At 71.6% G+C, this 25,845-nt stretch carries 26 protein-coding genes; 7 read left to right on the plus strand and 19 right to left on the minus strand.

Going from position 1 to position 25,845, the window contains the following annotated elements; all coding sequences use genetic code 11:
* The first annotated feature begins 113 nt into the window (after positions 1–113).
* Entirely contained in the window at positions 114–560 is a 447-nt protein-coding gene (locus M3M55_RS12045; RefSeq protein ID WP_249009745.1) for a PaaI family thioesterase, read from the plus strand.
* 62 nt (positions 561–622) lie between these two features.
* Positions 623–1,855, plus strand: coding sequence for a cytochrome P450 (locus M3M55_RS12050; RefSeq protein ID WP_249009746.1), 1,233 nt, complete (start codon positions 623–625; stop codon positions 1,853–1,855).
* Positions 1,856–1,858: 3 nt separating this feature from the next.
* On the opposite strand, the gene M3M55_RS12055 is transcribed toward M3M55_RS12050, so the two are convergent.
* Entirely contained in the window at positions 1,859–2,473 is a 615-nt protein-coding gene (locus M3M55_RS12055; RefSeq protein WP_249009747.1) for a TetR/AcrR family transcriptional regulator, read from the minus strand.
* A 10-nt stretch (positions 2,474–2,483) separates the two neighbouring features.
* The gene (locus M3M55_RS12060; RefSeq protein WP_371878763.1) at positions 2,484–2,834 is read right to left on the minus strand and encodes a helix-turn-helix domain-containing protein; all 351 of its coding nucleotides are present in this window, start codon (positions 2,832–2,834) and stop codon (positions 2,484–2,486) included.
* Between the two features lie 158 nt (positions 2,835–2,992).
* On the opposite strand from M3M55_RS12060, the gene M3M55_RS12065 reads away from it, so the two are divergent.
* A complete protein-coding gene (locus M3M55_RS12065) occupies positions 2,993–4,027 on the plus strand; it encodes a patatin-like phospholipase family protein (RefSeq protein WP_249009748.1) in 1,035 nt (344 codons plus the stop codon).
* 68 nt (positions 4,028–4,095) lie between these two features.
* Here M3M55_RS12065 and M3M55_RS12070 read toward each other — a convergent pair whose 3' ends face one another.
* The 7 genes from M3M55_RS12070 to M3M55_RS12100 all read right to left on the minus strand — a co-directional run bounded on the left by M3M55_RS12070 (position 4,096) and on the right by M3M55_RS12100 (position 12,972).
* On the minus strand, positions 4,096–5,667 hold the full coding sequence (locus tag M3M55_RS12070; RefSeq protein ID WP_249009749.1) for a 2-isopropylmalate synthase: 1,572 nt from the start codon (positions 5,665–5,667) through the stop codon (positions 4,096–4,098).
* A 213-nt stretch (positions 5,668–5,880) separates the two neighbouring features.
* Entirely contained in the window at positions 5,881–7,602 is a 1,722-nt protein-coding gene (serA, locus tag M3M55_RS12075) for a phosphoglycerate dehydrogenase (RefSeq protein ID WP_249009750.1), read from the minus strand.
* A complete protein-coding gene (gene serC / locus M3M55_RS12080) occupies positions 7,599–8,762 on the minus strand; it encodes a phosphoserine transaminase (protein ID WP_249009751.1) in 1,164 nt (387 codons plus the stop codon). Before serC ends, serA begins: the two co-directional genes overlap by 4 nt.
* Positions 8,763–9,319: 557 nt before the next feature.
* On the minus strand, positions 9,320–10,312 hold the full coding sequence (ilvC, locus tag M3M55_RS12085; protein WP_249009752.1) for a ketol-acid reductoisomerase: 993 nt from the start codon (positions 10,310–10,312) through the stop codon (positions 9,320–9,322).
* Between the two features lie 95 nt (positions 10,313–10,407).
* Positions 10,408–11,268 carry a class I SAM-dependent methyltransferase gene (locus tag M3M55_RS12090; protein WP_249009753.1) on the minus strand — a complete coding sequence of 287 codons (861 nt, stop codon included), beginning with the start codon at positions 11,266–11,268 and terminating at the stop codon, positions 10,408–10,410.
* A 60-nt stretch (positions 11,269–11,328) separates the two neighbouring features.
* Positions 11,329–11,730 carry a helix-turn-helix domain-containing protein gene (locus M3M55_RS12095; protein WP_249009754.1) on the minus strand — a complete coding sequence of 134 codons (402 nt, stop codon included), beginning with the start codon at positions 11,728–11,730 and terminating at the stop codon, positions 11,329–11,331.
* 27 nt (positions 11,731–11,757) lie between these two features.
* Positions 11,758–12,972 (minus strand): class I adenylate-forming enzyme family protein, encoded by a 1,215-nt coding sequence (locus M3M55_RS12100; RefSeq protein WP_249009755.1) that lies wholly within the window; start codon positions 12,970–12,972, stop codon positions 11,758–11,760.
* Between the two features lie 24 nt (positions 12,973–12,996).
* On the opposite strand from M3M55_RS12100, the gene menB reads away from it, so the two are divergent.
* The 3 genes from menB to M3M55_RS12115 are packed head-to-tail and all read left to right on the plus strand — an operon-like array spanning position 12,997 to position 15,897.
* Entirely contained in the window at positions 12,997–13,854 is an 858-nt protein-coding gene (gene menB / locus M3M55_RS12105) for a 1,4-dihydroxy-2-naphthoyl-CoA synthase (protein WP_249009756.1), read from the plus strand.
* A gap of 47 nt (positions 13,855–13,901) precedes the next feature.
* Positions 13,902–14,762 carry a 1,4-dihydroxy-2-naphthoate polyprenyltransferase gene (locus M3M55_RS12110; RefSeq protein WP_249009757.1) on the plus strand — a complete coding sequence of 287 codons (861 nt, stop codon included), beginning with the start codon at positions 13,902–13,904 and terminating at the stop codon, positions 14,760–14,762.
* A 22-nt stretch (positions 14,763–14,784) separates the two neighbouring features.
* Positions 14,785–15,897 carry a mandelate racemase/muconate lactonizing enzyme family protein gene (locus M3M55_RS12115; RefSeq protein ID WP_249009758.1) on the plus strand — a complete coding sequence of 371 codons (1,113 nt, stop codon included), beginning with the start codon at positions 14,785–14,787 and terminating at the stop codon, positions 15,895–15,897.
* A 6-nt stretch (positions 15,898–15,903) separates the two neighbouring features.
* On the opposite strand, the gene M3M55_RS12120 is transcribed toward M3M55_RS12115, so the two are convergent.
* Positions 15,904–16,632: an alpha/beta fold hydrolase gene (locus M3M55_RS12120; RefSeq protein WP_249009759.1), complete on the minus strand. Its 729-nt coding sequence runs from the start codon at positions 16,630–16,632 to the stop codon at positions 15,904–15,906.
* Between the two features lie 9 nt (positions 16,633–16,641).
* Here M3M55_RS12120 and menD point away from each other — a divergent pair, with 9 nt between their 5' ends.
* Positions 16,642–18,390, plus strand: a complete 1,749-nt coding sequence (gene menD / locus M3M55_RS12125; protein WP_249009760.1) for a 2-succinyl-5-enolpyruvyl-6-hydroxy-3-cyclohexene-1-carboxylic-acid synthase — start codon at positions 16,642–16,644, stop codon at positions 18,388–18,390.
* Here menD and M3M55_RS12130 read toward each other — a convergent pair.
* The 9 genes from M3M55_RS12130 to gatB form a co-directional block, all read right to left on the minus strand.
* Positions 18,353–19,804 carry an isochorismate synthase MenF gene (locus M3M55_RS12130; RefSeq protein WP_249009761.1) on the minus strand — a complete coding sequence of 484 codons (1,452 nt, stop codon included), beginning with the start codon at positions 19,802–19,804 and terminating at the stop codon, positions 18,353–18,355. The two genes, menD and M3M55_RS12130, sit on opposite strands and share 38 nt — an antisense overlap.
* Entirely contained in the window at positions 19,801–20,727 is a 927-nt protein-coding gene (locus M3M55_RS12135; protein WP_249009762.1) for an amino acid--[acyl-carrier-protein] ligase, read from the minus strand. Before M3M55_RS12135 ends, M3M55_RS12130 begins: the two co-directional genes overlap by 4 nt.
* Before the next feature lie 121 nt (positions 20,728–20,848).
* On the minus strand, positions 20,849–21,106 hold the full coding sequence (locus tag M3M55_RS12140; RefSeq protein WP_249009763.1) for an acyl carrier protein: 258 nt from the start codon (positions 21,104–21,106) through the stop codon (positions 20,849–20,851).
* Positions 21,107–21,210: 104 nt separating this feature from the next.
* On the minus strand, positions 21,211–21,768 hold the full coding sequence (gene ilvN / locus M3M55_RS12145; protein ID WP_249009764.1) for an acetolactate synthase small subunit: 558 nt from the start codon (positions 21,766–21,768) through the stop codon (positions 21,211–21,213).
* 4 nt (positions 21,769–21,772) lie between these two features.
* Positions 21,773–23,449 carry a biosynthetic-type acetolactate synthase large subunit gene (gene ilvB, locus M3M55_RS12150; protein ID WP_249009765.1) on the minus strand — a complete coding sequence of 559 codons (1,677 nt, stop codon included), beginning with the start codon at positions 23,447–23,449 and terminating at the stop codon, positions 21,773–21,775.
* A 126-nt stretch (positions 23,450–23,575) separates the two neighbouring features.
* Positions 23,576–23,908 carry a hypothetical protein gene (locus tag M3M55_RS12155; protein ID WP_249009766.1) on the minus strand — a complete coding sequence of 111 codons (333 nt, stop codon included), beginning with the start codon at positions 23,906–23,908 and terminating at the stop codon, positions 23,576–23,578.
* Positions 23,909–23,927: 19 nt separating this feature from the next.
* The gene (locus M3M55_RS12160; RefSeq protein ID WP_249009767.1) at positions 23,928–24,122 is read right to left on the minus strand and encodes a hypothetical protein; all 195 of its coding nucleotides are present in this window, start codon (positions 24,120–24,122) and stop codon (positions 23,928–23,930) included.
* A gap of 30 nt (positions 24,123–24,152) precedes the next feature.
* Positions 24,153–24,296: a hypothetical protein gene (locus M3M55_RS12165; protein WP_249009768.1), complete on the minus strand. Its 144-nt coding sequence runs from the start codon at positions 24,294–24,296 to the stop codon at positions 24,153–24,155.
* A gap of 91 nt (positions 24,297–24,387) precedes the next feature.
* The gene (gene gatB, locus M3M55_RS12170; protein WP_249009769.1) at positions 24,388–25,821 is read right to left on the minus strand and encodes an Asp-tRNA(Asn)/Glu-tRNA(Gln) amidotransferase subunit GatB; all 1,434 of its coding nucleotides are present in this window, start codon (positions 25,819–25,821) and stop codon (positions 24,388–24,390) included.
* Positions 25,822–25,845: the final 24 nt, after the last annotated feature.

The raw sequence follows: 25,845 nt of genomic DNA on the forward strand, positions 1-25,845 counted from the left end.
GGGGGAAATGGACCGACTGGTACGTTTCTTCAGATGTTCGCCACACTCCCCCCTCCCCACGCAGAGCCGACGCGCCCGCCACGATCGACCCCGCCAACTGAATCGGAGCGGCCGTGACCACGGGCGGCCTGAAGGAACGCTACAACGCGGAGCTCGCCCGCGGGATACTCGAATGGGGTAACAGCACGGAAGGGCTGCCCGGCTATCTCGGGATCCGCTTCATTGACGTCTCCCCTGGGCGGCTCTCGGCTGAAGCGGACCTCCGCCCCGAGCTGGTCACCATCTCAGGGAACGTCCACGGCGGCGCACTCGCCGCCATCCTCGACCACATCACCGGCGCGGCTGTGTACCCGCTAATGCCGACGGGCAGTTGGGCGGCGACGACCGACCTCAAGATCAACTACATCGCGGCGGTCAAGGACGGCCGGGTCCGCGCGGAGGCGAGCGTGCTCGCGATGACGACGCGCAGCGCAGTCGTCCGCGGCGAGATCTACCAGGCGGAACGCCTGGCCTGCGCCGCCCAGGGCACGATCACCATCGTCGCGCCACGCTCCGACTGATCGGCCCGGTGATCGGCTGCGCATTCTTCACCGGTCGGTGCAGAATGCGGTAGAATGGCTTCATGGCGATTTCCACCCAGCAACCGCTCGACTCCCTCCGCGTCGCTGACGACGCCCTCTGGACGGAGGGAGCCCCTCACGACGTGTTCCGCCGGCTCCGTCGCGAGTGCCCCGTGCACTGGAGCAGCGGGATCTCCCAGTCCCCTGCGGACGCCGGCTTCTGGTCGGTCACGACCGCCGAGCTCATCCACGAGGTGAGCCGCGACTGGGAGACCTACTCCTCAGCCCAGAACATCATCCTCACCGACCACGCGGTTCCCCTCGAGCTTATCCAGGGCATGTTCATCGGCATGGACCCACCCAAGCACGACCGGATCAAGGCGCTCTTCCAGCGTGGCTTCACCCCGAAGGCGATCGCTCGTCACGAAGAGAAGATCCTGGAGATCACCACGCGCGTCCTGGACACCGTCGCAGACCGTGAGACCTGCGACCTCGTCTCAGATGTCGCCCAGCCCGTCGTCGCGCGCGTGATCGGCAGCTTCATGGGCCTCTCCCCAGAGGACGACATTCCGTGGGCGACCGCGATCAACACGCTTCTAGGCTTCGGCGACCCCGACCTCAACCCCAAGGGCATCGAGCAGCTCGTCGCCGAGGATGTGCCGATGCTCTTTGAACGCTGCATGACGCTCGTCGCCGAGCGGCGGGCCAACCCGACCGACGACCTGCTCAGCACCCTCATCTTTGCGGAGGTCGATGGCGACCAGCTCACCGACGTCGAGATCTTCGCCGGCTTCGTGCTGCTGATGGCCGCCGGCAACGACTCGACGAAGGCAACCTACACGAGCTGCATGCGGGCGCTGATGGAAAACCCGGATGAGCGACAGAAACTCATTGACGACCCCAGTCTCGTCCCAAGCGCCGTTGAGGAGGCCCTGCGGATGTTCCCGGCCTTTGCCCACTTTCGCCGCACCGCCACGAAGGAGACGACCCTCGGCGGGTGCCCGATCCACGCGGGCGACAAGGTCGCGCTCTGGTACCCGTCCTCCAACCGGGACGAGAGCGTCTACAGCGATCCTGACCGCTTTGATGTCACCCGTAACCCCGAGCACCAAGCCTTCGGCGCCGGGGGCAGGCACTTCTGCCTTGGAACCGCGCTCGCCCGCCTGGAGCTGCGGATTCTCGTCGCCGAGACGGTCCGCCGCTTCCCCAGGATGGCCATTGACGGGGCCCCGACCTGGGTGCTCTCTCAGTTCTCCAGCCAGCTCAAGTCGCTTCCGGTGCGGCTGCACACCTGAGGGTCACGCTCGCGGCGCAAACGCCTCGCGGGCGAGAAAGTGCTGAAAGGTCGCGATCGCGGTGCGCAGGGGCGCGACGTCCCCGTGCTCGAGGTAGTAGGTGGCGAGTCCCTGGACGTTGGCGACCACCAGTACCTCGACCGCCGCTCGGTCGTAGCGCAGGACTCGCCCCCGCTCGAGCTGGATGGTGATCAACTCCGTGACGATCTGCTCGAGCCGGCCGCTGATGTAACGCGCGGCGCAACGGAAGGCGGGCGTGGTCACGGCCTCGGCGTGAAGGCCAAACCACGCCGCAAGCAGGGCACGGTCGGTGGTGATCGCCGCCCACAGCACCTCAAAGCCACGTGAGACGATCTCAACAGGGTCATCGACCCCGCGCACGACCGCTTCGAGCTCGTCGAGCATCCCATCGCCAACGCGGCGGATCACCGCATCCAGGAGCCCCGCGCGGGTTCCGTAGTAGTAGACCACCGATCGCTTGGCCACCCCGGCCTCATCGGCGATCCGCTGCATCGAGGCGGCCGCGAGTCCATCCCGGGCCACGCACCTCACGGCCGCCTCGAGAATCTCCTGCGCCGCCCGTTCGCCCTTGGGAGTGAGGGTTGCTGGGCGGGTCATACCCTCGAGACTAGCCGTGATGAGGCCCCGCACCGTCGAGATGGCAACCCCGGCGGGACCCTTCGCCGCTCACCCGCCCGGACGATGCTGACGGCACCTTCCTCATCAAGGCGCAGCAACTGCGACAGGCGCAGCTCCAGTCCAGCCGCGATCTTGGCGGCGATCTGCAGGGTCGGGCTCGTCTCCCCCGTTCAACCTGTGAGAGCATCGGCGCCGACACCCCGCAGCGGTCGGCGAGATCGCGGAGGGAGAGGTCCATCGCCTCCCGTAGCGCCTTGACCCGCGGTCCCAACGGCCCGGGGCCCGCCGGCGACGCCGTGAGCGACTCCCCCGCGAGTGCGCCGTAGTCGGATTCGATCATCGAGTCGGTCGACACGGTGGCGTTCGCTATCACATACGCTTGTATGGCTACTCACCGGCCGTGTTTCCGCCGGATGTTCGTCCAAACCGAGGGCCCGACCGTCCGGCGCCCATCTGTGCGACAGCGGTCGGCGGCGCACCCTCGCTAAGGTCTCGCCCGTGCTGACCGGCCCGGACATCCTCGTGCTCGGTGGCGGCGGCGTCACCGGGGAGGCGTGGATGACCGGCGTCCTCGCCGGGCTCGAGGACGCGGCCGGCTGGGATCTGCGCACCTGCGGCCACTACGTCGGTACGAGTGCGGGGGCGATCGTCGCCGCTCGCCTCGCCAACGGGGAGCGACCACGGCGACCCCGGACAGATCCGGACCTCCTCCCTGCCCTCCCCGAGGTGCGCTTCCGCCGGACGATGCCGGACCTCGTGGCCAGCGCCGGAGTTCCCGTACGGTCGGTGACTGACGCGCTCATGGCCCCGCTCGAGGCCGCTGCGCGCAGTCTCGGCGGGCCGGCGGCGAGCCTCGCCGTCAGCCTCGCGGCGCCCTTTGCCGCCGCCGCACTCGGGCTGGCCACCCCTGCGGGGGCGCTCGCCCGGATCGCCGCTCTGCGCCTGTTGCCCCAGCCAACCCGGTCCCTCGAGGATCTCCGTGCCCACCTCGAGACCGTTGAGCGGTCATTTGACGGTCGCCTCACCGTCACCGCCGTCGATCGGGCGACCGGACGGCGCGTCCTGTTCGGTGCCGTCGGAGCGCCGCCGGCGAGTGTCGCCGCAGCCGTTCACGCGAGCTGCACGATCCCGTGGCTCTTTCCCGCCGTGTCAATCGCGGGGGCGGAGTACGTCGACGGTGGTATCTGGAGCCCGACGAACCTCGACGCCGCACCGGTGACCCGCTCCAGCCGCGTGCTCTGCCTCAACCCGACCGCCGGCCTGCACGGCAACCATCCGCTCATCACCCTCGCGCGCGCCGCGTCGCGGTCGACGGCGGGGATCGAGGCGGCCGCGCTGCGGAGCCGGGGCGCGGAGGTGACGATCGTCAACCCGAGCGCCGAGGCCTCCGAGCTGATCGGGACGAACCTGATGGCCGCCGGTTCACGCCGCGAACTGCTCGCTGCCGGGTACCGGCAGGGCATCGGCCTCGCCCAGCCGGATCCGGAACCCGAGCCCGACCGGCGGGTCCGGCCGGCCGCGCGCGTCGCCTGATCGCAACGACCCATCACCGCCACCTACGCCTGCGCACCCGGGCCCCGGCCCTGCCATCACGGCGCCGCTCAGGGAAGGACCGCGGGCTGGGCCTCGATCGGCGTCGGCTCGGCCCGCCGCCGCATCACGGTTGAGAGCGCTCGGACATACGCGCGGGCGGCCGCCTCGATGATGTCGGTGGAGACCCCCTGCCCGGCGCCGCTGACGCCGCCGACCTCGAGCACGACCGAGGTTTCCCCAAGGGCGTCCTGCCCGGCGGTCACCGCCCCGATCCGAAACTCGACGAGCGCAGCGTCGACCCCGGTGGCGGCATTGATCGCGTGAAAGATCGCGTCGATCGGTCCGTCGCCGGTGAAACTGCCCTGCAGCTCCTCCCCGGCCGACGTGCGCAGGGTCACTCGCGCGTGGGGCGGCCGCTCGCTGCTGGACTCGACGTGGAAGGCAACGAGGGTGAGACCATCGGCGTCGGCGTCACGGACCTCGTCGGCCACGAGCGCCTCAAGATCGAGCGCGGTCACCTGCTTCTTCTTGTCTGCGATCTCCTTGAACCGCTTGAACGCGACGTTGAGCGCCTGGCCGCTCACCTCGATGCCCATGTCCGCGAGCGCCTGGGCGAGGGCGTGGCGGCCCGAATGCTTTCCGAGGACAAGGCTGTTGGAGTCAAGCCCGATCGTCGTCGCATCCATGATCTCGTAGGTGCTGCGCTCCTTGAGCACTCCGTCCTGGTGGATGCCGGCCTCATGGGCGAACGCGTTGCGTCCGACGATCGCCTTATTCGGCGGAACCGCGTACCCGGTCAGCCGGCTCACGAGCCGGGAGGTGCGGGCGATCTCCCGGGTGACGATCCCGGTGCTCAGACCAAGCCGGTCCCGCCGGGTGGCGAGCAGCATCACGACCTCCTCCAGGCTCGTGTTCCCGGCCCGCTCACCGATCCCGTTGATCGCGCACTCGACCTGGCGGGCGCCGACGGCGAGCCCGGCCACCGAGTTGGCGACCGCCAGCCCGAGATCGTCGTGACAGTGGACCGAGACGACGACGTCCCGAAGTGCGGGCACGAGCTCATAGAGAGTGACGAACATCCCCGCGTACTCCTCCGGAGTCGCATAGCCGACGGTGTCGGGGATGTTGATCGTGCTCGCTCCCGCCTCGATCGCCGCGGCGATCACCTCGGCCTGGAACGCGCGGTCGGAGCGAAAGCCGTCCTCGGTGGAGAACTCGACGTCCTCCACGAGTTCGCGAGCGTGGCTGACCGCTGCTCGGGCCTGGGCGACCACGTCCGCCCGTGTCGTCCGCAGCTTGTGCTCGATGTGGATGTCCGATGTGGCGATGAACGTGTGAATCCGAGGTCGGGCGGCGTCCCGGACCGCTTCAAAGGCGGTCTGGATGTCCCCGGCAGCCGTCCGCGCAAGCCCGGCGATGACGGGCCCCTGCACATGCCGGGCGATCGTCTGCACCGCCTCAAAGTCGCCGGGCGAGGAGACGGGAAAGCCCGCCTCGATGATGTCGACCCCGAGCCGCGCGAGCTGCTGGGCGATCTCGAGCTTCTCCTGAGCGTTGAGGGAGATGCCCGGCGACTGTTCGCCGTCGCGCAGGGTGGTGTCGAAGATGAGAACGCGGTCGTCGTCGCGTTGTGGGGTCATGGATGTCTCCTCTGATGAAGGGCTCGAATCGGATCTCTGCTTCGTGAGTTCGCGGCTGTGTGCGGCCGCCGGCGCGCTATTCCCCCCGAGGGGGGAGGAGGAGAAGCAGAAGTCGAGCGCGGAGGGTCATCGCCGCTTGGAAGTCTACCGCGTTGCGGTCTGCCTGTGGTCCTTGACGACCACAGGCAGAACCGGCCGTCACGGCCCCCGGGCCTACAGCTCGACGGTGCGTCCAGCGATGAACCCGTCGATGGCGAGGATCTCCTCGATCACCCCGTCGGGGACCGGCACGTCGGTGGTGAGCACCATCGTCGCAACGCCGTCAGCGGCGGTGCCACCGGGACCGGGTACCCCGTCACTATCGCGCCCATGCCCAACGATGGAGGAGCCGATGTTGATCCCGTGCGCACCGAAGATCGTCCCGACCCGCCCGATGATCCCGGGCACGTCCCGGTAGCGAAACAGGGTGAGGTACTCCTCGAGCTGGACCTGGAAGCGCTGACCCCAGGCCTCGAGCAGGTGGGGCCGGTGGCGGGAACCGATCACCGTGCCGACGACCCGGACGGCGTCCGCGCCGCTCGTAACGGTGACCCGGATGAGATCGGTGTAGTCGCGAGCTTCCGGATTGGTGACGGTCTCACGGGCGATCCCGCGCTCGTCCGCCAGAGCCGGGGCGTTCACCTCGTTCACGGCGGCCGGCGCAACGCCGCAGCGGGCGGCGCCCGCCGACCCGGCTGCAAGCACGCCGACGAGGACGTTGACCGCGAGCAGGCGCGTGTCCCGGGTCGCGAGGCCACCGAGGAACTCGACGCTGACGCGATCGATCGCCGACCCCTCCGTGAGCGCGGCGCCGATTCGCCCCAGTGAGCGGGACAGGCCGATGTAGGGTGAGAGCGCAGCGATGTCCTCGGGGGCGATCGCCGGAATGTTCACCGCCGTCGTGACCGAGCCGCCGCTGAGCGCGGCGAGGATCTGCTCGGCCGCCTGCAGCCCGGCGCGGTCGTTCGCCTCCGCCGTCGAAGCGCCGAGGTGCGGGGTGACGACGACGTTGGGCCGGCCGAACAGGGGCGAGTCGGTCATCGGCTCGCTCGAGAAGACGTCGAGGGCGGCGCCGCCGACCTTGCCGGCGTCGAGGGCGGCGACGAGATCCGCCTCGACGACGAGCGGACCGCGGGCGACGTTGAGGACCCTCACCCCGTCCTTGCAGCGGGAGAGGACGTCCGCGTTGAGCCAGCCGGCGGTCTCGGGCGTCTTGGGGAGATGGAGGGTGAGGAAGTCGGCGACTGCGTAGACATCCTCGGGGGCCTCGGCCTGCTCGACGCCGAGGGCGGCGTAGCGCTCGGCGGCGACGACCGGGTCATAGGCGATCACCGTCATCCCGAAGGCGCGGGCGCGCTGGGCGACGAGCTGACCGATCCGGCCGAAGCCGAGAATGCCGAGGGTCTTCTCATACAGCTCCACCCCGGAGAAGTGGGCCCGCTCCCAGCGGCCGGCGGTGAGGGAGGCGTGGGCCTGGGGGATGTTGCGGGCGAGGGCGAGCAGGAGCGCGAGCGTGTGCTCGGCTGCGGTGATCACATTGGAGAGCGGCGCGTTGGCGACGACGATGCCGCGGCGCGTGGCGGCGGCGACGTCCACGTTGTCGACCCCGACCCCGGCCCGGCCGATCGCCCGCAACCGCGGGGCCGCGTCAATCAGCTCGGCGTCCACCTGAGTGGCGGAGCGGATGAGGATCGCGTCAAAGCCGGCGATCCGGCCGAGCAGCTCATCGCGGCTCCAGTCGATGCCGAGCTCGACGTCGCAGTCCCGGCCGAGCAGGTCGATGCCGGAGGCGCCGACCTTCTCGGCGACGAGCACACGCGGGCGGGCCGGACCGGAGGCGGCCACGGGTCCGGAGGCGGGGTTGACGGGGTCGGCGGTGGGGCTGGACGGGCTCATGAGCGGTGCTCCAGGACGTAGTCGATGCAGGCGCAGAGCGCCTGGATGTCGGCAAGATCGGTGGCGGGGAAGGTGGCGATCCGCAGCTGGTTGGCGCCGAGCTTGCGGTAGGGCTCAGTGTCGACGATGCCGTTGGCGCGCAGGGTTGCCGCAAGCGCGGCGGCGTCGACGGTGGCGTCGAAGTTGATCGTCGCGACGACCGGGGACCGCTTGGCCGGATCGACGACGAACGGGGTCGCGTGCGGGTGCGCCTCAGCCCAGCCGTACAGGTGATCTGAGGCCGACTTGGCGCGGGCGGCCGTCGCGGCCAGCCCGCCGTGGCCGAGCATCCAGTCGATCTGCTCGGTCAGCAGGATCAATGTCGCCAGCGCCGGGGTGTTGTAGGTCTGGTCCTTGCGGGAGTTCTCCAGGGCGGTGTGCAGAGAGAGGAACTCGGGGATCCAGCGCTCCGGCCCAACGCTCGGCCGGTCCGCGTGAATCTGCTCGATACGTTCGATCGCGGCCGGCGAGAGAGCCGCGAGCCAGAGCCCCCCGTCGGAGGCGAAGCCCTTCTGGGGGGCGAAGTAGTAGACGTCCGCGGCGCTGAGGTCGACAGCGATCCCGCCCGCGGCAGACGTCGCGTCGATCAGCACGAGCGCGTCCTCCGGGGCGCCGACGGGGGCGAGCACGGGGACCGCCACCCCGGTCGAGGTTTCGTTCTGGGCCCAGGCGATCACGTCGGCGCCAGCGAGCGCCGCCGGCTCGCCGGCGGCGGCGGGATCGGGCGCGTCCCCGGCGTCGGCGCGGATCACGACCGGTTCGGAGAGAAACGGTGCGCCCGCGGTGACGGTGGCGAACTTGGCCGAGAACTCTCCGTAGCTGAGGTGGAGGGCTCGGCGACGGACGACACCGGCCGCGAGGGCGTCCCAGAACGCCGTCGCGCCGCCGTTGCCGAGGGCGATCTCGTATCCGTCCGGTAGCCCGAGCAGCTCACCAAGCCCGGCCCGAACTCTGGCGACGAGCCCCTTGACCGGCGCCTGGCGGTGGGAGGTGCCCATCACGCTCGCCCCGATCCGGCTGAGCGCGTCGAGTTGGGCGGGGCGGACCCGGGAAGGGCCAGAGCCGAACCGGCCGTCGGCGGGTCTCAGCTGCGCGGGGATGTCACAAACGGTCTCTGGCATGGTCACTCCGGTCGTCGACGGGACCCTACATGCCCAGGCGCGCGGCGGTCTGACGGGCCGCGCTTCCCGGTGGTCAACCCCACCTCTCATCCGTCCAGACTCCGCCCCCTGACATGGCGGGCACCGAACGGACTCTCAGCGCCAGTCGCGCAGGCCCACGGTCAGTCTAATCGCTGACATGATTCCGAGCGGTGCCCGGCACCTTTCCACCCTTGCATCGGGATGGGATGACGTCAGCCACGACTCGGCCCGCACACGGTCTGCCAGGCGACGGATCGCCCGGGCCTTTGCCGCCTCACCCGTCCTGTGGTTGACGGACGCCACAGGTGCGCCGCTGTCCGTCGGCGAGCTTGGCGCGCCGCGATTACTCACTTTCAGCGATCAGGAGGCCGCCGACCACTCCATGCGCGTACGCCGGGGCGCCGCCGAGGCACTCAGGCTCGCCGCACCGTTCGGCTGGGACGCGGTAACCCGCACCGAGTTCGGTCACGCCGTCACTCGCGAGAGCTCCGAGCCGGTTCGCTTCAATCCCTCGGGCCCCGACGGGACCCTCATCTCTACTCGTGAAAGGCGGTGTCGATCCAGGACATCTGGCTGCGCAGGTCCTTGCCGACGCTCTCCACCTGGGTCCCCGCCTGTTCGGCGCGCATCCGCCGGAAGCTCTCCTGTCCCGCGTTGTTCTCGGCGATCCACTCCCGGGCGAAGGCCCCGGACTGGATCTCGGCGAGGATCTGCTTCATCGCCGCGCGCGTCTGATCGGTGATCACCCGCTTGCCGCGTGTGTAGTCGCCGTACTCGGCCGTGTTCGAAATCGAGTAGCGCATCCCGGCGAGCCCCTTCTCATACATCAGGTCGACGATCAGCTTGAGCTCGTGCAGGCATTCGAAGTAGGCCATCTGCGGGTTGTAGCCGGCCTCGACGAGCGTCTCGAAGCCGGCCTGGACGAGCTCGGAGGCGCCGCCGCAGAGGACCGCCTGCTCACCGAACAGGTCGGTCTCGGTCTCCTCCTTGAACGTGGTCTCGAACACGCCACCGCGCGTGCAGCCGATGCCCTTGGCGTAGGCGAGACCGATGCGCTGGGCCGAGCCGGTCGCGTCCTGGTGGATGGCGATCAGGCCGGGCACGCCGGAGCCCTCGAGGAACTGGCGGCGGACCATGTGGCCGGGGCCCTTCGGCGCGATGAGCGCGACGTCGATGTCCTGGGGCGGTTCGATCAGTCCGTAGAGGATGGAGAAGCCGTGCCCGGTGAGCAGCAGGTTGCCGGGCTCGAGGCCGCCCTTGATCTCGTCCCACACCTTCCCGTGCAGCTCGTCGGGGACGAGCACCATGACGACGTCACCCGCGTCGGCAGCGGCGGCGGGATCGAGGACGCGCAGGCCGTTGGCCTCCGCCTTGGCGACGCTGTCTGACCCGGGGCGCAGCCCGACGACGACGTCGACGCCTGAATCCTTGAGGTTCAGAGAGTGGGCGTGGCCCTGGGAGCCGTACCCGATGATCGCGACGGTCTTGCCGTCGAGCGCGTGGAGGTCAGCGTCGTCGTCGTAGAACATGGCGCTGAGCGTACAACGGCCTTCTCGGCGAGCCTTTTACCCCCGCGGTGAGCCCGGCCCGGCACCGGGCGGGTCCGAGAGCGACCGCACGTCCGCTAGGCCCGTGCGGTCGCCAGCACGGCGCGACCGGACACCGAGAAGCTCCCGTCCCCACCCCTCTCGGCCGACGCGAGCTCCCGCAGCCGACGGCGGAGCTCAGACCGCTGGGCGTCGTCGAGGCTGCGCCAGAGCGCGGCAAAGCTCGGAGAGTGGTCGAGCTTCTCCCCGATCCAGTCGCGCTCATCGCGGTAGCACCACAGGAACGGAACCTCCCACAGGCTGATCTCGCCGAATCCGGCGGCACCGATCAGCTCCTCGAGAACGCCCGGTTCGGCGAGGGCGAACGGCCCCGGACCGCCATCGGCCCCCTGTGCGGGCGTGTCCGGGGCCCCGGCGCCAAGCCCGAGCGTCGCCGCCGCCGCAAGCGGCAGGGTGAGCCAGCGGTTGGCCACCGCGGCGGCTTGGACGGCGAGGACGAGCCGGCCCCCGGGAGTGAGGACACGCCGGCATTCGCGCAGGGCGGTCTCGGGGTCGACGGCGTGCATCAGCCCGAACCGGCAGAGGATGACGTCGACGGTGGCGGCCGGCAGGTCGATCCACTCGAGGCGGGCGGTCTGGAAGACGATGTTCGCCGGGCCCCCGTCCTCGTTGAGTTCACGGGCGACGTCGACCATCGCCCGGACGGCGTCCGTGCACAGCACCGCTGTCGGCGCGACGGTCGGTGCGGCCCGCCGGCTGAGATCGCCCGGGCCGGCGGCGAGCTCGAGCACCCGTGTCCCGGGGGCGAGCCCGGCGGCGGAGAGCATCGCCTCGGTGACCGGGGCGACTGCCTCCGCCCACCGTTCGGCTTGACGGGCCCAGCCGGGGGCCGCCTGTTCCCAGGAGTCGAGGAGCTCCTCACGCAGATCGTCGGTCACCGTCGACCCCCTCGCCGGCCGCGGGACGCGCCCGGCCGCGGCGCGGCCGCGGGGGGCACCTCAGGTCTCCCGGGTCGCGTCGAGGGCGTCCAGGATGACGCTGAGCGGCACGCCGCGCTCGGACAGCTCGGCGGCGATCGAGAAGAGCCGCTTGATCCCACGCAGGTTGAATCCAGCCGCCTGCAGGTCACGGATGACCCGCAGCTGTTCACGGTGCTCGGGCCCGTAGTAGCCGACCCGGAGGCGGACCTCGGGCGGACTGACGAGCCCCCGGGCCTGATGGGAGCGGATGTTGCGGACGGTCATCTGGGTGGCGGCGGCGAGCTGCTCGATCGTCATCTCATTGGGCGACGCCTCCGCGGCGGCCTCCGGAGCGCCCGCCGCGTTCGCCGGCGCGCCCGTGGCGTGTGGCGTGGACGGGGTGGCGGTGGGAGTCGGAACCCGGCGCGAATCGACGATCATCTCCGGCGATCCTAACATCGGCTAATGTCACATCAGTTGGCGTCTGAGCAGCTTTCCCGAGGCCGTCCGTGGTAACTCGTCGGCGAACTCGATCGCCTTGGGAACCTGGAAGGTCGCGAGCCGCTCACGGCAGAGGTTGAGGAGAGCCTGCCCCAGCTCGGGAGTCCCGCGCCCGCGGGCGACAACCCGGGCGCAGACGGCCTCCCCCCAGACCGGGTCTGGGCGGCCGAACACGCCGACGTCGATCACGTCGGGGTGGCCGACCAGGACCGCCTCCACCGCGGTGGGGGCGACGTTCTCCCCACCGGAGACGATCGTCTCGGACTTGCGACCGATGATGCGGAGGCGCCCATCCGCGCCGAGGCTGCCGAGGTCACCCGTGTCGAGCCAGCCGTCGGCTCCGAGCGCGCCGGGCGCGACAACTGTGCCGCGGACGCGGATCTCCCCGTCCGCGGCACAGGCGATCTCGACGCCGTGGAGGGCCCGGCCGAAGGTGGCGATCTGGGAGCAGGCCTCCGTCATCCCGTAGGTCGGGGCGACCGGGACGCCGGCGGCCGCTGCGCGGTCGAGCAGCGCCGGTGGGATCGGCCCGCCGCCGAGGAGAACCCAGCGCAGCGTCGGCGGTGCCTGCAGGCCGGCGTCGAGCAGCCGGGCGAGCATCGTCGGCACGAAGGAGGCGAGGGTGATCGCCGCCGCCGGGTCCATCAGCTCGGTGAGGACCGCCTCGGGGTCAAAGCGCTCGTGGACGACGACGGTGCTCGCGTAGATCGCCGAGCGCAGGAGGATCATCAGGCCGCCAACGTGGGCGAGGGGCATCACCGCCAGCCACCGCTCGGCCGGGTCGAGTCCGAGGGCGAGCGCAGAGCCGGCGGCGTTGGCGAACACGTTCGCGGCGGTCAGCTCGACGGGCTTGGGCTCCGAGGTGGTGCCGGAGGTGTGCATCACCACGACCGTCCCGGGCGTGCCCGCCGGGCCGGGCATTCGGCGCCGGGCCTGGTCGGCGGCGGGAAGACGCGGGTCGATCGGGACGGCGGCCGCCCCGGCGAGCAGGCACCCGTGCAGGGCGGCGGCGAAGGCGAGCCGGTCGGCGTCCTCGAGGGGCACCCGCGCGCCTGGCTCGACGGCCGGGCGGCGGCGCTCGGCCTCGGCGAGCAATTGGGTGTAGGTGAGGCGGTCATCGCCCCGCTGCAGGGCGACCCGGTCGGGGCGGGCCGCGGCGGCCCGGGTGAGCCAGTCGATCATCCTCCACACGGTAGTCTCGCCGACGTGACCAGCTGGCAAGACACGCATCCCTACGAAGACATCCGCTATGAGCTCTCCACCGGCGAGGACGCCGGCATCGCGAAGATCACCATCAACCGTCCCGAGGTCCGCAACGCATTCCGACCCGAGACGGTGATCGAGATGATGGACGCCCTCAACCGGGCGCGCGAGGACCCGTCGGTCGGCGTGATCATCCTCACCGGTGAGGGTGAGAAGGCGTTCTGCTCGGGCGGGGACCAGCGGGTCCGCACCGCCCGCGGGGGGTACGCCAGTGACGCCGATCCCGCTGAAGCCGGCCAGCAGACCGCGGTTGGCCGCTTTCACGTCACCGACCTCCACGTCCAGATCCGCCGTCTCCCCAAACCGGTGGTGGCGATGGTCGCCGGCTACGCCGTCGGCGGCGGCCACGTCATCCAGGTCATCTGCGACCTGACGATCGCCGCCGACAACGCGATCTTCGGACAGACCGGACCGAAGGTCGGCTCCTTCGACGGCGGCTTCGGCGCCTCGGTGCTGTCGCGGCTCGTCGGCCCGAAGAAGGCGAAGGAGATCTGGTTCCTCTGCCGCCAGTACACCGCTCAGCAGGCGCTCGACATGGGCCTGATCAACACGGTCGTGCCGCTCGCCTCCCTGGAGGAGGAGACAGTCAAGTGGTGCAAGGAGATGCTCGCCCTCTCCCCGTTCGCCCTGCGGATGCAGAAGCTCGCCTTCAACGCGGACGAGGACGGACTGGCGGGAATCCAGCAGCTCGCCCACGACGCGAACCTGCTCTTCTACATGAGTGAGGAGGCCGCCGAGGGCCGCCAGGCCTACCTGGAGAAGCGGCGGCCCGACTTCTCGCAGTTCCCCCATCGCGCGTGACCGGAGCCGCCGCCACCCCCGGCCCGAGTGGGCTGCGCATCTGGCTGATGGCCTCACGGCCGCGGACGCTGCCCGCGGGCCTCTCCCCCGTCCTCGTCGGCACCGCCCTCGCCGACTACCACGGTGTCTTTCATCTCCTGCGCTTCCTGGCCGCGCTCGTCGGGGCGCTGCTCATCCAGGTCGGCGCCAACCTGTCCAACGACTACTCGGACGCCCACCGCGGAGCGGACACCGACGAGCGGCTCGGGCCGGTCCGGGTCACCGCCGGCGGGCTCGTGCCCCCCCGCCAGGTGCTGATCGCCACCTACGTCACCTTCGGCCTGGCGGTACTCGTCGGGGTGTATCTGATCGCCGTGGCGGGCTGGCAGCTGCTGCTGATCGGGGTCGCCTCGATCGCCGCCGGCGTCCTCTACACCGGCGGACCGAGACCCTACGGGTATGAGGGGCTCGGGGAGCTGTTCGTCTTCCTGTTCTTCGGGATCGTCGCCGTCGCCGGTTCGTTCTTCGTCCAGACCCGCCACATCGACGCGCAGGCGATCGCCCTCGCCGTGCCGGTCGGCCTGCTGCCGACGGCGATCCTCGTCGTCAACAACACCCGGGACATCGACACGGATCGGCGGGCGAACAAGCGGACCCTGGCGGTGCGGATGGGCCGGGCCAACTCACGCCGCTTCTACGCCGGGCTGCTGGTCGGCGCCGACGTCGTCCTGGCGATCGTCGTGCTCGCGGCCGGCCTGTCCGCGTGGCTGCTGCTCGCTCTGCTCACCGTGCCGCTCGCCGCCCGTCTGATCGCGACGATCAGCCGCCACAGCGACGGCCCGACCCTCAACGGCGTTCTCGCCGGCACCGGCCAACTCCAGCTCGTCTACTGCCTGCTGCTGTCCGCCGGCCTGCTGATCGCCCGCTAGGGCGGCCGACCCGCGTTCTCCGGTGCAGTTGAGCCTCAGCGTCCACCGGATGTCCTGGCGGGCACCGTTGCGCACCGCCCAGGCTCGGGAGCCCCCGCCGCGACCTCTGGTCCTCCTCCGGCTCGAGACCGCCGACGGGCTCGTCGGCTTCGGGGAGGCGGCGCCGCTGGCCCACTACGACGGGGTCACACTCGAGGCCGTCCTTGGGGCACTGCGCACCTACACCCCGATCCTCGCCGCCGCCACCACTGAGGCCGATCCGGGCCTGTTGGCGGCCTGCCGGCGCGCGCGCCCCGTCGCCCAGGCGCTCGCCGCCGTTGACCTCGCCCTCTGGGACCTGGCCGGTCAGCGAGCGGGCCAGCCGGTCTGGCGGCTGCTCGGGGCCGATGTGGCGGCGCCGGTGGCGGTCAACGCGGTGATCGGAGCGGTCCTGCCTGCGGCGGCCGCCGCCGAGGCGGCCGCCGCGCTGGAGGCCGGCTACGACACGGTCAAGGTGAAGGTCGCCGCCGGGGACGACGGCGCCCGGATCGCCGCAGTCCGGGAGGCGATCGGCTCAGGGCCGGCGCTGCGCGTCGACGCCAACGGCGGCTGGGCCGGCGTCGCCGTGGCGGTCGCGGAGATCGAGGCGCTCGCGGGCGCGCACCTCGAGTTGGTCGAGGAGCCGGTCCATGGCGCCGCCGGCATCGCCGCGGTCGCACAGCGGGTCACGGTGCCGGTGTTCGGGGATGAGAGCGCTCCGGAACTGCTCACCGGCTCCGGCGCACCCCCGGCGGCCGTATCGGCCCCCTCCGGTTCCGGCCCGCACCCCGCGGCCGTCCCACACTCCGCGGTCGCCGGCGTCTGTCTCAAGGTCGCCGCCGCCGGCGGGATCAGCGGTCTGCTCACCCAAGCCCACCGGGCCCGGGAGGCTGGCTGGGACGTCCTCATCGCCTCCACCCTCGACGGTCCGCTCGGGATCGCCGCGGCCCTTCACGCCGCTGTGGCGGTCGCACCGGCGCGGGCCTGCGGCCTGGCCACCCTCGATCGGTTCGCTGCGACGAACCCCCTGCCCGTCCGCGCCGGCCGGCTGAACCTGCCCGGCGGGCCGGGCCTCGGCGGCGCCTTCAGCGCCTGGTACGGGGCGCACGGGATCTGAGCGCCGTCACGGAAGGAGCCGGGCGATCGACTCGGGCGCCTCGAGGTGGACCTGGTGTCCGGCCCCGGGGACGGTGAGCACCTCACCGTCAGGCAGCCGGGTGGCCATCTCGGCGGCGATCGCCCGGAACTTCTCATCGCGCTCGCCGCAGACGAGGTGGACGGGGATCGTCAGCTCCCCGAGCCGGTCCCACAGCGGCGTGAGCGTGCCGGTGCCGAGACCGCGCAGGGCAGCGGCGAGCCCGGCCGGGGTGTTGGCGAGCCGGTCGGCGTGCGCCTCGGCGGCCGTCTCAGGATCGAGGCCTCTGAGGACGGGCGTCTGCGCCCACTCGCGAGCGAACGCGTCGATGGTCAGCGACTCGATGCGGTCGGCGAGCGCCGCATCGGCGGCACGACGCGTCGCACGCTCGGCGGGGTCGGCGATCCCCGGGCTCGCCCCGATCAGCACGAGGCGGCTGATCCGTGGCCCCAGGCGCGGATCGAGCGCGGCGTGCAGGGCGATCCGCCCGCCCTGGGAGTAGCCGATGAGCGTCGTCGCCTCCGTGATGAGGGCGTCGAGGTCTCCGAGGACGGCGGCGAGGGTGACCGGCGCCAGCGCCGCAGCGGATCCGTGGCCGCGCAGGTCGGGCGAGATCACCCTCGCCCTCGCGTCAAGGCCGGTCGCCCGGAGACGCCGCCAGCAGGCGGCGGTGTTGGAGAAGCCGTGCAACAGTAGGATCGCCGGGGTTTGTCCCATGCCGAGATGATGACCGCCACCGCTCAACACCTGCTTTTGCGCGCTCTCGTCGACGAGCTCGCTCGCTGCGGGACGGAGATTGCGGTGACCGCGGCCGGTTCGCGCAACACCCCGGTGATCGAGGCGCTCGTCGCCGACGAGCGGATCCGCAGCGTCTCCCATATCGACGAGCGCTGTGGCGGGTTCTTCGCCGTGGGGGCCGCCCGCGCGTCCGGGCGGCCCGTGGTGGTCACCGTCACCTCCGGCAGCGCGGTCGCGAACCTGATGCCGGCCGTCGTCGAGGCGAGTGAGGCGGGCGTTCCGCTGATCGTGCTCAGCGCCGACCGTCCGCCCGAGCTGCGCCAGATCGGGGCGGGCCAGACGATCGATCAGGTGAAGCTGTTCGGGGTCTACTGCCGCTTCTTTGCCGAGCTCGACCTGAGCGAGGCAACCCCGGACCGGCTCGCGTGGGTCCGTTCGCTCGCCTGCCGGGCCTATCTGACCGCGCTCGGTCCCCATCCGGGACCGGTCCAGCTCAACCTGCCCCTGCGTGAGCCGCTCGTGGTGGCCCGGCCGCTGCCGGAGGATCCACCCGGAGGGCAGGGCCGCCCCGACGGGCGCCCGTGGGTGTCGGCCATCCGTGGCCGCGAGCCGGCCGACCCGATCCACACCCCCCCGGTGTCGCGCCCGCCGCAGACGGTTCCTGCCGTCGTCGTCCTCGGTGGCGGCCTGTCCCCGAGCGCAGGACGGCTCTGGGCGCGGCTGGCCGCCCGGGCCGGGCTGCCCGTCCTCGCCGACCCGCTGTCGGGGGGCCGGACCGGACCGGCGGCGATCGCCCACTACGACCTCATACTCCGCCACGCCGACACGGCGGCCGCGCTCGCACCCGAGCTGATCCTCCGTGGCGGCGACCTGCCGACCTCCAAGCCGCTGCGCGCCTGGCTGGCGGGCCTCGGGACGGTCGAGCAGATCGTCGCCCACCCGCGCCCCGAGTGGCCGGACCCGACCTCTCAGATGTCCCGGCGCGTGCTCGGGGACGCCGCCCTCGCCCTCAACGGGCTGGCAGGCCCACCGGGTTGGCTGGCCGCCTGGCAGGCCGCGGACGCCACCGTCGCGGCCGGCATCGCGCCGGTCATCGACGCCTCCGGTCTGAGCGAGCCTGCCGTCGCCCGTTGCCTCGGCGCCGACCTGCCGCCGGAGGCGACGCTGTTCGTTGCCGCATCGATGCCGATCCGAGACGTCGAGGAGTTCGTCGCGGCCCGCGAGCGGCCCCCGCGGGTGCTCGCCAACCGGGGGGCGAACGGAATCGACGGCACCGTCTCCAGCGCGCTCGGCGCCGCGGCGGTGAGTGACGGGCCGGTCGTGCTGCTGATCGGGGACGTCGCCCTCGCCCATGACATCGGCGGGCTGCTCACCGCCCGGCGCGCCGGCGTCCCGCTCACCGTCGTGCTGCTCAACAACGACGGCGGCGGGATCTTCGCGTTCCTGGCGATCGCCGGCGCCTCAGAGGCCTACGCTGAGCATGTCGCCACCCCGCACGGTCTCGACTTCGCCCACGCCGCCGCCCTGTATGGCCTCGACCACCACCGCCCCGGCGATCTCGCCGGCCTCCGTGCGGTGCTCGCCGACAGCATTCACCAGAGCCGGCAGGGCGGATCCGCAACCGTGATCGAGGTTCGCACCGAGCGGGAGGCCAACCGTGTCCTTCACGCCGAGATCGCCGCAGCGGCTGCCGCCGCCCTCAGCCGGCGAGGACCGGCAGCAACGCCTGGAGCTTGACCTCGGTCTCAGCCAGCTCGGCGACCGGGTCCGAGTCGGCGACGATCCCGCCGCCCGCGTAACAGGACGCCTCCCGGCCGCGGAGCAGCGCACAGCGCAGCCCGACACAGAACTCTCCGTCGTCGGCGGCGTCGATCCAGCCGAGCGCACCGGCGTACCAGCCGCGGTCAAAGCCCTCGAGGGCGGGGATGAGCCGGCGGGCGACCGTCAGTGGCTCCCCGCCGACCGCGGGGGTCGGGTGCAGCAGGCCGGCGAGGGTGACCGCGTCGACGGGCGCGGCGAGCTGGGCCCGGATCGGGGTCGCGAGATGCTGGATGTTGGCGACCCGGATCACGACCGGTTCGGGGGCGACGGTGACCCACACGGAGCGGGGGGCGAGCGCGGCGGCGATCCGCCGGGCGACGATCGCGTTCTCCTCCCGGTTCTTCGCGCTCGAGCGCAGCTGCTCGGCGAGGTGGTCGTCGACGGCCGGGTCCGCGCTGCGGCGCATCGAACCTGCCAGGGCGACGGTGGCGGCGCGCTGCCCCTCCCGGCGCACGAGCAGTTCCGGGGTGGCGCCGAGGAAGGTCGCCGGACCCCGGCCGGCCGCGTAGATGAAGCAGTCACCGAACCCCTCGCGCAGCACCCCGAGGATCGCCGCCGGGTCGTGCGCCACGGGAGCGGTGACCCGCACCTCCCGGGCGAGTACGACCTTGGTCAGCTCACCGGCGCGGATCCGCTGCACCGCCCGGGCGACCGCCTCCTCGTGGTGGGCGGGCGGCATCGCGCTGCGGACCCGGTAGACGCCGGTCGGGGCGGGGTCGAGCAGCGGCACAGGGCCGACGGCGAGCTCGGCCAGGCGCCGGTCGATCCGGCCGAGGACGGACTCGGCCGCCTCCCCCGGGCCGACGGCGGCGGTGAGGGTCAGCCACGCCTCCCTGCCGGCACGGGCGACCGCCACCTCCCCGACGATCATCGACGCGGATGCGAACCCCGACCACTCCGGCGCCTCGACCCGGTCGGCGAAGGCGAATCCGCCGGCGGCGACGAGCCCGGCCGCGGCGGGCGCCCCGGCGCCGGAGAGGTCGTCGGCGAGCGCGCCGGCGACCAGTCGGCGCCAGCGGCCGGCCACGTCAGCGAACCGGGTCGTCCCCTCCGCCTCACAGGCGACGGCTCGACCGAGCGTGGCGAGAACCTGCCCGTCGCGCGCGGGCTGCTCGAGCACGAACCAGTCGTCGTCGGCGCGGCGTGAGCCGGTGACGAGTGCGAGTGGGTCGATCGGGCCGCTGAGCCGCTCGCTGACGGAGACGAGCACAGGCTCCTGGGTGCGGGCGCGCCGTTGGCGCTGGGCGGCGGCCCGGATGCGCCGTTCGAGCCGCTCCCGCGCGGCGGCGCTCAACCACGGCCGGGCCTCCCGGGTCGACGTGGCGCTCACCGTGGCGCTCCGAGGCGGTCCTGCACCTCGGCGGGCCAGCGGTCGGGATCGAGCCCGTGCCGGGCGAGGAGGGCGAGAACGATCCGCTCGTGCCCGAACCCAAGACAGGCAGTGTGGACGGGATCGTCCCCGGCACCGGTGATCGCGAAGGTGGAGCTGAAGTGGTCGAGGTGGTGGTTGAAGGAGGCACACGCGGTCGGCTCCGGGCCGGCGATCGGGACGAGCAGCTCGAGCTTGAGCTCCTGGGCTCTCTGGTTGGCGGCCAGCAGCCGCCCGCGGCGACCGAAGAACGGGTCGTTCGCCCGGTCAAGGCGCGCCTCGAGGCCCAGTCCGGTCAACAGGTCGAGGCCGAGCTGGGCCCACTGCGCCCGCCACTGCAGCACGGTCTCCGGAGTGCCGGCGCGGACGAGCTCGTGCTGGTGGAAGATCTGGCGACGGGCCGGGTCAGTGGAGGGCTCGTGGCGGAACACCCAGGCGCCGCCGGCGTCGATGAAGGCACCGGCGGCCGGGAGTGGCCCGCGACGGGCGAGCGCCGGATAGACCGGATAGCAGGCCGCCGGCATCAGCGCCACCCCCGTCGGCGCCTGGAACTCGCTCCAGTCCTCGTGGGCAGAGGCTCGCGTCCCCTGGACGGCGGCCGCGGCGTCATCCCCGTCGAAGCTGAACACCGTGCCGGCGAGGTGAGGCATGTTGGCGAGGTACCCGGTCGCCTCGAGTTGGCGGACCGGCAGCACCGGCGGGAACGTCAACCGCGTCGCGCCCCGGGTCCGGGCCTCCGCGGAGATCCGCGTGCCGAGCGCCTCCCGCAGGTCCTCAAATGCGGCGCTGTGGCCGTACACCCCGTCGACACCGGAGGGGATCAGATGCCCCGCGTCGATCAGCCGGTCGCGGAGGGCGACCTGCTCGGCACTGACGGCACGCACCTCCGAACCCACGGCGCTCAGTCCGCCTGAGCCTGAGGCCGGCGTCGGATCGCGACGGCGACGGGCGCCCCGGGTGGTCTCACCCGGCCGCCAGCGCATCCCGGAACACCGTCCGGGCGGCTCATACGAGCGCGACGCCGAGCGCCTCGAGGGCCTCGAGGATCGCGTCGACGCTCGCGAACACGCTGCGCTTGAGCATCGTGTCGGGGAACTCGACGTCGAAGGTGTCCTCGAGGCCGAGCATCACGTTGACGCTCGCAAACGAGGTCATGCCGGCGGCGAACAGGTCGGCGGCGTCCCCGAGCTCGCGGATGTCCACGGGAAGGTTGGCGTGGGCGCCGATCACGTCCCTGATCTGTTCCCGTGTCGTCTCGCTCACTGTGCTGCGGTCCTTTCTCGTCGGCCGGCGGTGGGTGATGCGGAGGCGTCACCCACCGCCGGAACGATACCTGTGGGGCCCGCGGAGGCGCCCGCTCGGCCGCGTCAGGTCTCGCTGCGGCCGCGGGCGACCGCGATCTCGCCGGTGCGGACCATCTCGATCAGCCCGAAGGGCCGCACGAGCTGCTCGAAGGCCTCGATCTTCGCACGGGTGCCCGTCACCTCGATCACCACCGCCCGCTTGGACAGGTCGACGATCTTCGCGCGGAAGATGTCGACGATGCCCATCACCTCGGCCCGGGTCGGGCCGTCGGCGGCGACCTTGAACAGGGCGAGTTCGCGGGCGAGCGTGTCGGCCGGTTCGAGGTCACGGATCTTGATCACGTTGATCAGCTTGTGCAGCTGCTTGGTGACCTGGTCGATCGGATGGACGGCGCCGTCGAGGGTGATCGTGATCCGGCTGAGGGCCGGATCGTCGGTCGGCCCGACCGCGAGCGTGTCGATGTTGAAGCCCCGGCGGGCGAACAGGCCGGTGATCCGGGTGAGGACACCCGGCTTGTTCTCGACCGTCAGCGCGAGGATGTGACGGCGCCCGGTGCGGAGGTTGCCCGCCGCCTCCAGGTCCTCGAGGGAGAGAATCTCCTTGGTTCCCGGTTCTCCCATGGCCCTAGCCCACCATGTCCCGCGCCGCGCTGCCGGGCGCGATCATCGGATAGACGTTCTCCTCCGCGGTCACCTGAACGTCGACGAGGACCGGCCCGGGGGTGGCGATCGCCCGACGCATGTCCTCGACGAGGGTGTGCTTGTCGCTCAGGCGCAGCCCGGTCGCTCCGTGCGCCTCGGCGAGCTTGACGAAGTCGGGCCACTGGCCCTTCTCGACGGCCGAATAGCGCCGGTCCCAGAACAGCTCCTGCCACTGGCGGACCATGCCGAGGTAGCCGTTGTTGAGGATGAACACCTTGATGTCGATCCCGTTCTGGGTGCAGGTGGCGAGCTCCTGCATGTTCATCTGGATCGAGCCGTCCCCGGAGATGCAGACGACCGTCTCCTCCGGGCAGCCGACCTTGGCGCCCATCGCCGCCGGCAGGCCGAACCCCATCGTGCCAAGGCCGCCGGAGTTGATCCACCGCCGCGGGCGCGGGAAGTGGTAGTGCTGGGCCCCCCACATCTGGTGCTGGCCGACGTCGGAGGTGACGATCGCCTCTCCCCCGGTCGCCTCATAGAGCGCCTGGATCGCGTATTGGGGCTTGATCTCGGGGCCGTCGGAGTCGGCGAAGCTGAGCGGATGACGTTCCCGCCAGCCATCGATGCGCCGCCACCACTCCTCGAGCCGGCCGGCGTCGGGCCCGAGGGCCCGGTATTCGGCCGTGAGCCGCGGCAGGATGTTCTTGGCGTCCCCGACGATCGGGATGTGAGCCGGAATGTTCTTGGAGATCTCGGCCGGATCGATGTCGATGTGGATGAACTTGGCGTGTGGGGCGAACTCGGTCAGCTTGCCGGTGATCCGATCGTCGAAGCGGGCGCCGATCGCGACGATCAGGTCCGCCTCATCCATCGCGTAGTTCGCCGCTCGCGTGCCGTGCATGCCGAGCATGCCCAACCACTGGGCGTGCACGCCCGGGAAGGCGCCGAGGCCGTTGAGCGTGCAGGTGACCGGCAGCCGGTCCGCTTCGGCGAGCTCGATCAGCTCGGTGGACGCCTCCGCTGAGACGACCCCCCCGCCGACGTACAGGACGGGCCGGCGGGCGTTCGCGAGGGCCTTGGCGGCGAGGCGAATCTGCTTCTGGTTGCCGTCGGTCGTGGGTGCGTACCCGGGCAGGCGAACGTCCGTGACCGGCTCATAGGGGATGTCGGCGCGACTGAGATCCTGGGGAATGTCGACAACGACCGGTCCGGGCCGCCCCGTCCGGGCGATGTGAAAGGCCTCATGGATTGCCCGCGGGATCTCCCGCGGGTCCTGGATCATGATCGAGTGCTTGACGATCGGCATCGTGATCCCGATCGTGTCGGCCTCCTGGAAGCCGTCGGTCCCCAGCAGCTCAGTGCGGACCTGGCCGGTGAGGAAGACGACGGGAACGGAGTCCATCATCGCGTCGCAGATCGGTGTGACGAGGTTCGTCGCCCCGGGCCCGCTCGTGCCGAGGGCGACCCCGACCTTCCCGGTCGCCTTGGCGTACCCCTCGGCGGCATGGCCGCCGCCGGCCTCGTGGCGGACGAGGATGTGCCGGATCCCGGCGTCATAGAACGCGTCGTAGGTCGGGAGGTTCGCGCCGCCGGGCAGTCCGAATACGACGTCGACACCTTCCGCCTTCAGGCATTCCATCAGTGCGTCAACTGCACGCATTGCACGTTCCTCCTTTCTGAACTCTTCACAGAGAGTGGGGCCGTCGGCTGGGACGGCGTTCGACAGAACGACGGAGTCTAGAGCGATCAGCCCGATCCGGGGGGCGCGCCGTGGGTGTCGGGCGGGTCAGGCTCCCGCGGGAGGGGCGGGCCGCCGCCGGGCGACCGGCTCGGGCGCCAAGGCGACCTCGGGAAACTCGAGCTCGTAGCCGCAGCGCATGCAGACGGTGTCATAGAGCTTGAGCACGCGCCCACACCCCGGGCAGCGCTGGCGCAGCTCCTCACGTTCGACGCGGTAGAGCACGGCGGTGAGCAGGCCGATGAACGGGACGCAGAAGCTGACGAGGAACCACACCCAGACCGTGTCGCCCTTGATCTTGGCGACGATGCCGCCGGCGGCCCCGAAGCAGAGCAGGATGAAGACGAGGCCCGCCCCGTAGGCGGAGAAGGCACCACCCATCAGGAACCCTGCCCGGGCATCAGAGCAGCTGGTTGGCCGCCCACAACACCGCCCCGAGCGCCGCGAGGACGACGACGACGGTGAGGACGAGCGTGAGGATCCCGACGATGAAGTGCAAGGCGAGCAGCCCGGCGGCCACGATCACCACGAGGGCGATCCCGCGGCGCACGAGCGACGGCTTGCCGGTCCGGGTACGTTCAATGTCGAGGGGCACGCGTTAATCGTACCGCCCCGGACTCTTCCTTCAGGAAGACTTCGAGACGACGGTGAGGACGACCCGACCCGGCAGCGGCAGCCGGGCGATGCGGAAGCGGCGGATCGGAGCCGAGCCGGTCCTCGTCAGCGCCGGAACGGGCACCGGGGAGGCGGAGGAGCGTGGTGTGGACATGGCTGGGATGCTGCCCGTCCGCGTTCAGGCCCGCATTAGCCGAATGGACAGAGTTTGTGAAGAGCAACCGGCCCGCCGACGGCACCGGCGCTCAGAGCCCGAGCTGGGCGCGGATGAGCCGTCCGACCTCCGCCCCGTCGGCGCGCCCGCGCGTCTCACGCATCACGTAGCCGACGAGCGGTCCCATCGCCTTGGCGTTCCCGGCCGCGACCTTGGCGGCGGCGTCCGGGTCCGCGGCGATCGCCGCGGCGACGACCGCGTCGAGCTCCCCGTCCGCGGCGGCGATCGCCCCGAGCCCCTCGGCAGCGACGATCGCCGCCGGCTCCCCGCCGTCGCTGACGAGCCGGTCGAGCACCGTGCGGCCCGCGTCCCGGCTGATCGTCTTCGTCCCCACGAGCCCGACGAGGGCGGCGAACGCGGCCGGGGTGACCGGGGTGGCGGCCGGATCGATGTCCGAACCGACCCGCTCGATCAGCGCCGGCAGCCAGTTGGCGATCGCGACCGGGTCGACGCCGTCGGCGGCGGCGACCGCCGCCTCGAAGAAGGTGCCGAGCGGCCCGTTGAAGGCGAGCTCGTGGGCGCGCTCGGGCGCCAGCCCGTAGGTGGCCGACAGCCGCAGCGCCTTGTCGGCGGGCAGCTCCGGCAGAGCTGCCCGGACCGCCGCCACCTGGTCGGCGGAGACCCGCAGCAGCGGCAGGTCCGGCTCGGGGAAGTAGCGGTAGTCATGGGCCTCCTCCTTGGAGCGCAGCGAGCGCAGCTCCCCGGTGGCGACGTCATAGTGCAGCGTCTCCTGCGTGATCGTCTCCCCCGCCTCCAGGCGCGCGATCTGGCGGGCGATCTCGGCCCGCACCCCCCGTTCGAGGAAGGCGAAGGAGTTCATGTTCTTCAGCTCGGTCTTCGTTCCGAGCGCGGTCGCCCCGGTGGGGGCGACCGACACGTTCGCGTCACAGCGCAGCGACCCCTGGCTCATGTCGACGTCCGAGACGCCGAGGGCGCGGATCGTCTCACGCAGCAGCGTGAGCCACTCGCGGGCCTGCTCGGGCGAGTGCACGTCCGGCTCGGTGACGATCTCCACGAGCGGCGTGCCGGCCCGGTTGAAGTCGACGATGCTGCGCCGGGCATCGTGGATGCGACCCGAACCGGCGCCGGCGTGGATCAGCTTGGCCGCGTCCTCCTCCACGTGGGCGCGGTGGATGCGGACATCCCCGAGCCGGCCGTGGGCGGCGATCGGCACGTCGTACTGGCTGATCTGGTAGGCCTTCGGGTTGTCGGGATAGAAGTAGTTCTTGCGGTGGAACTGGCTGACCGGCGCGATCTCACAGCCGAGCGCGAGGCCGATCGCGATCGCGTACTCGATCGCCTGGGCGTTGGTGACCGGCAGCGCGCCGGGGAGGCCCAGGCAGGTCGGGCAGCAGTGCACGTTGGCGGGGTCCCCGAAGCTGAGGGCACAGCCGCAGAACATCTTCGTGGCCGTGGCGAGCTGAACGTGGATCTCCAGGCCGATGGTGGGGACGTAGTCGGGCATGCTCTCTCCTGGGTCGGCCGGGCC

The organism is Conexibacter sp. DBS9H8, assembly GCF_023330685.1.
Taxonomy (GTDB): domain Bacteria; phylum Actinomycetota; class Thermoleophilia; order Solirubrobacterales; family Solirubrobacteraceae; genus Palsa-465.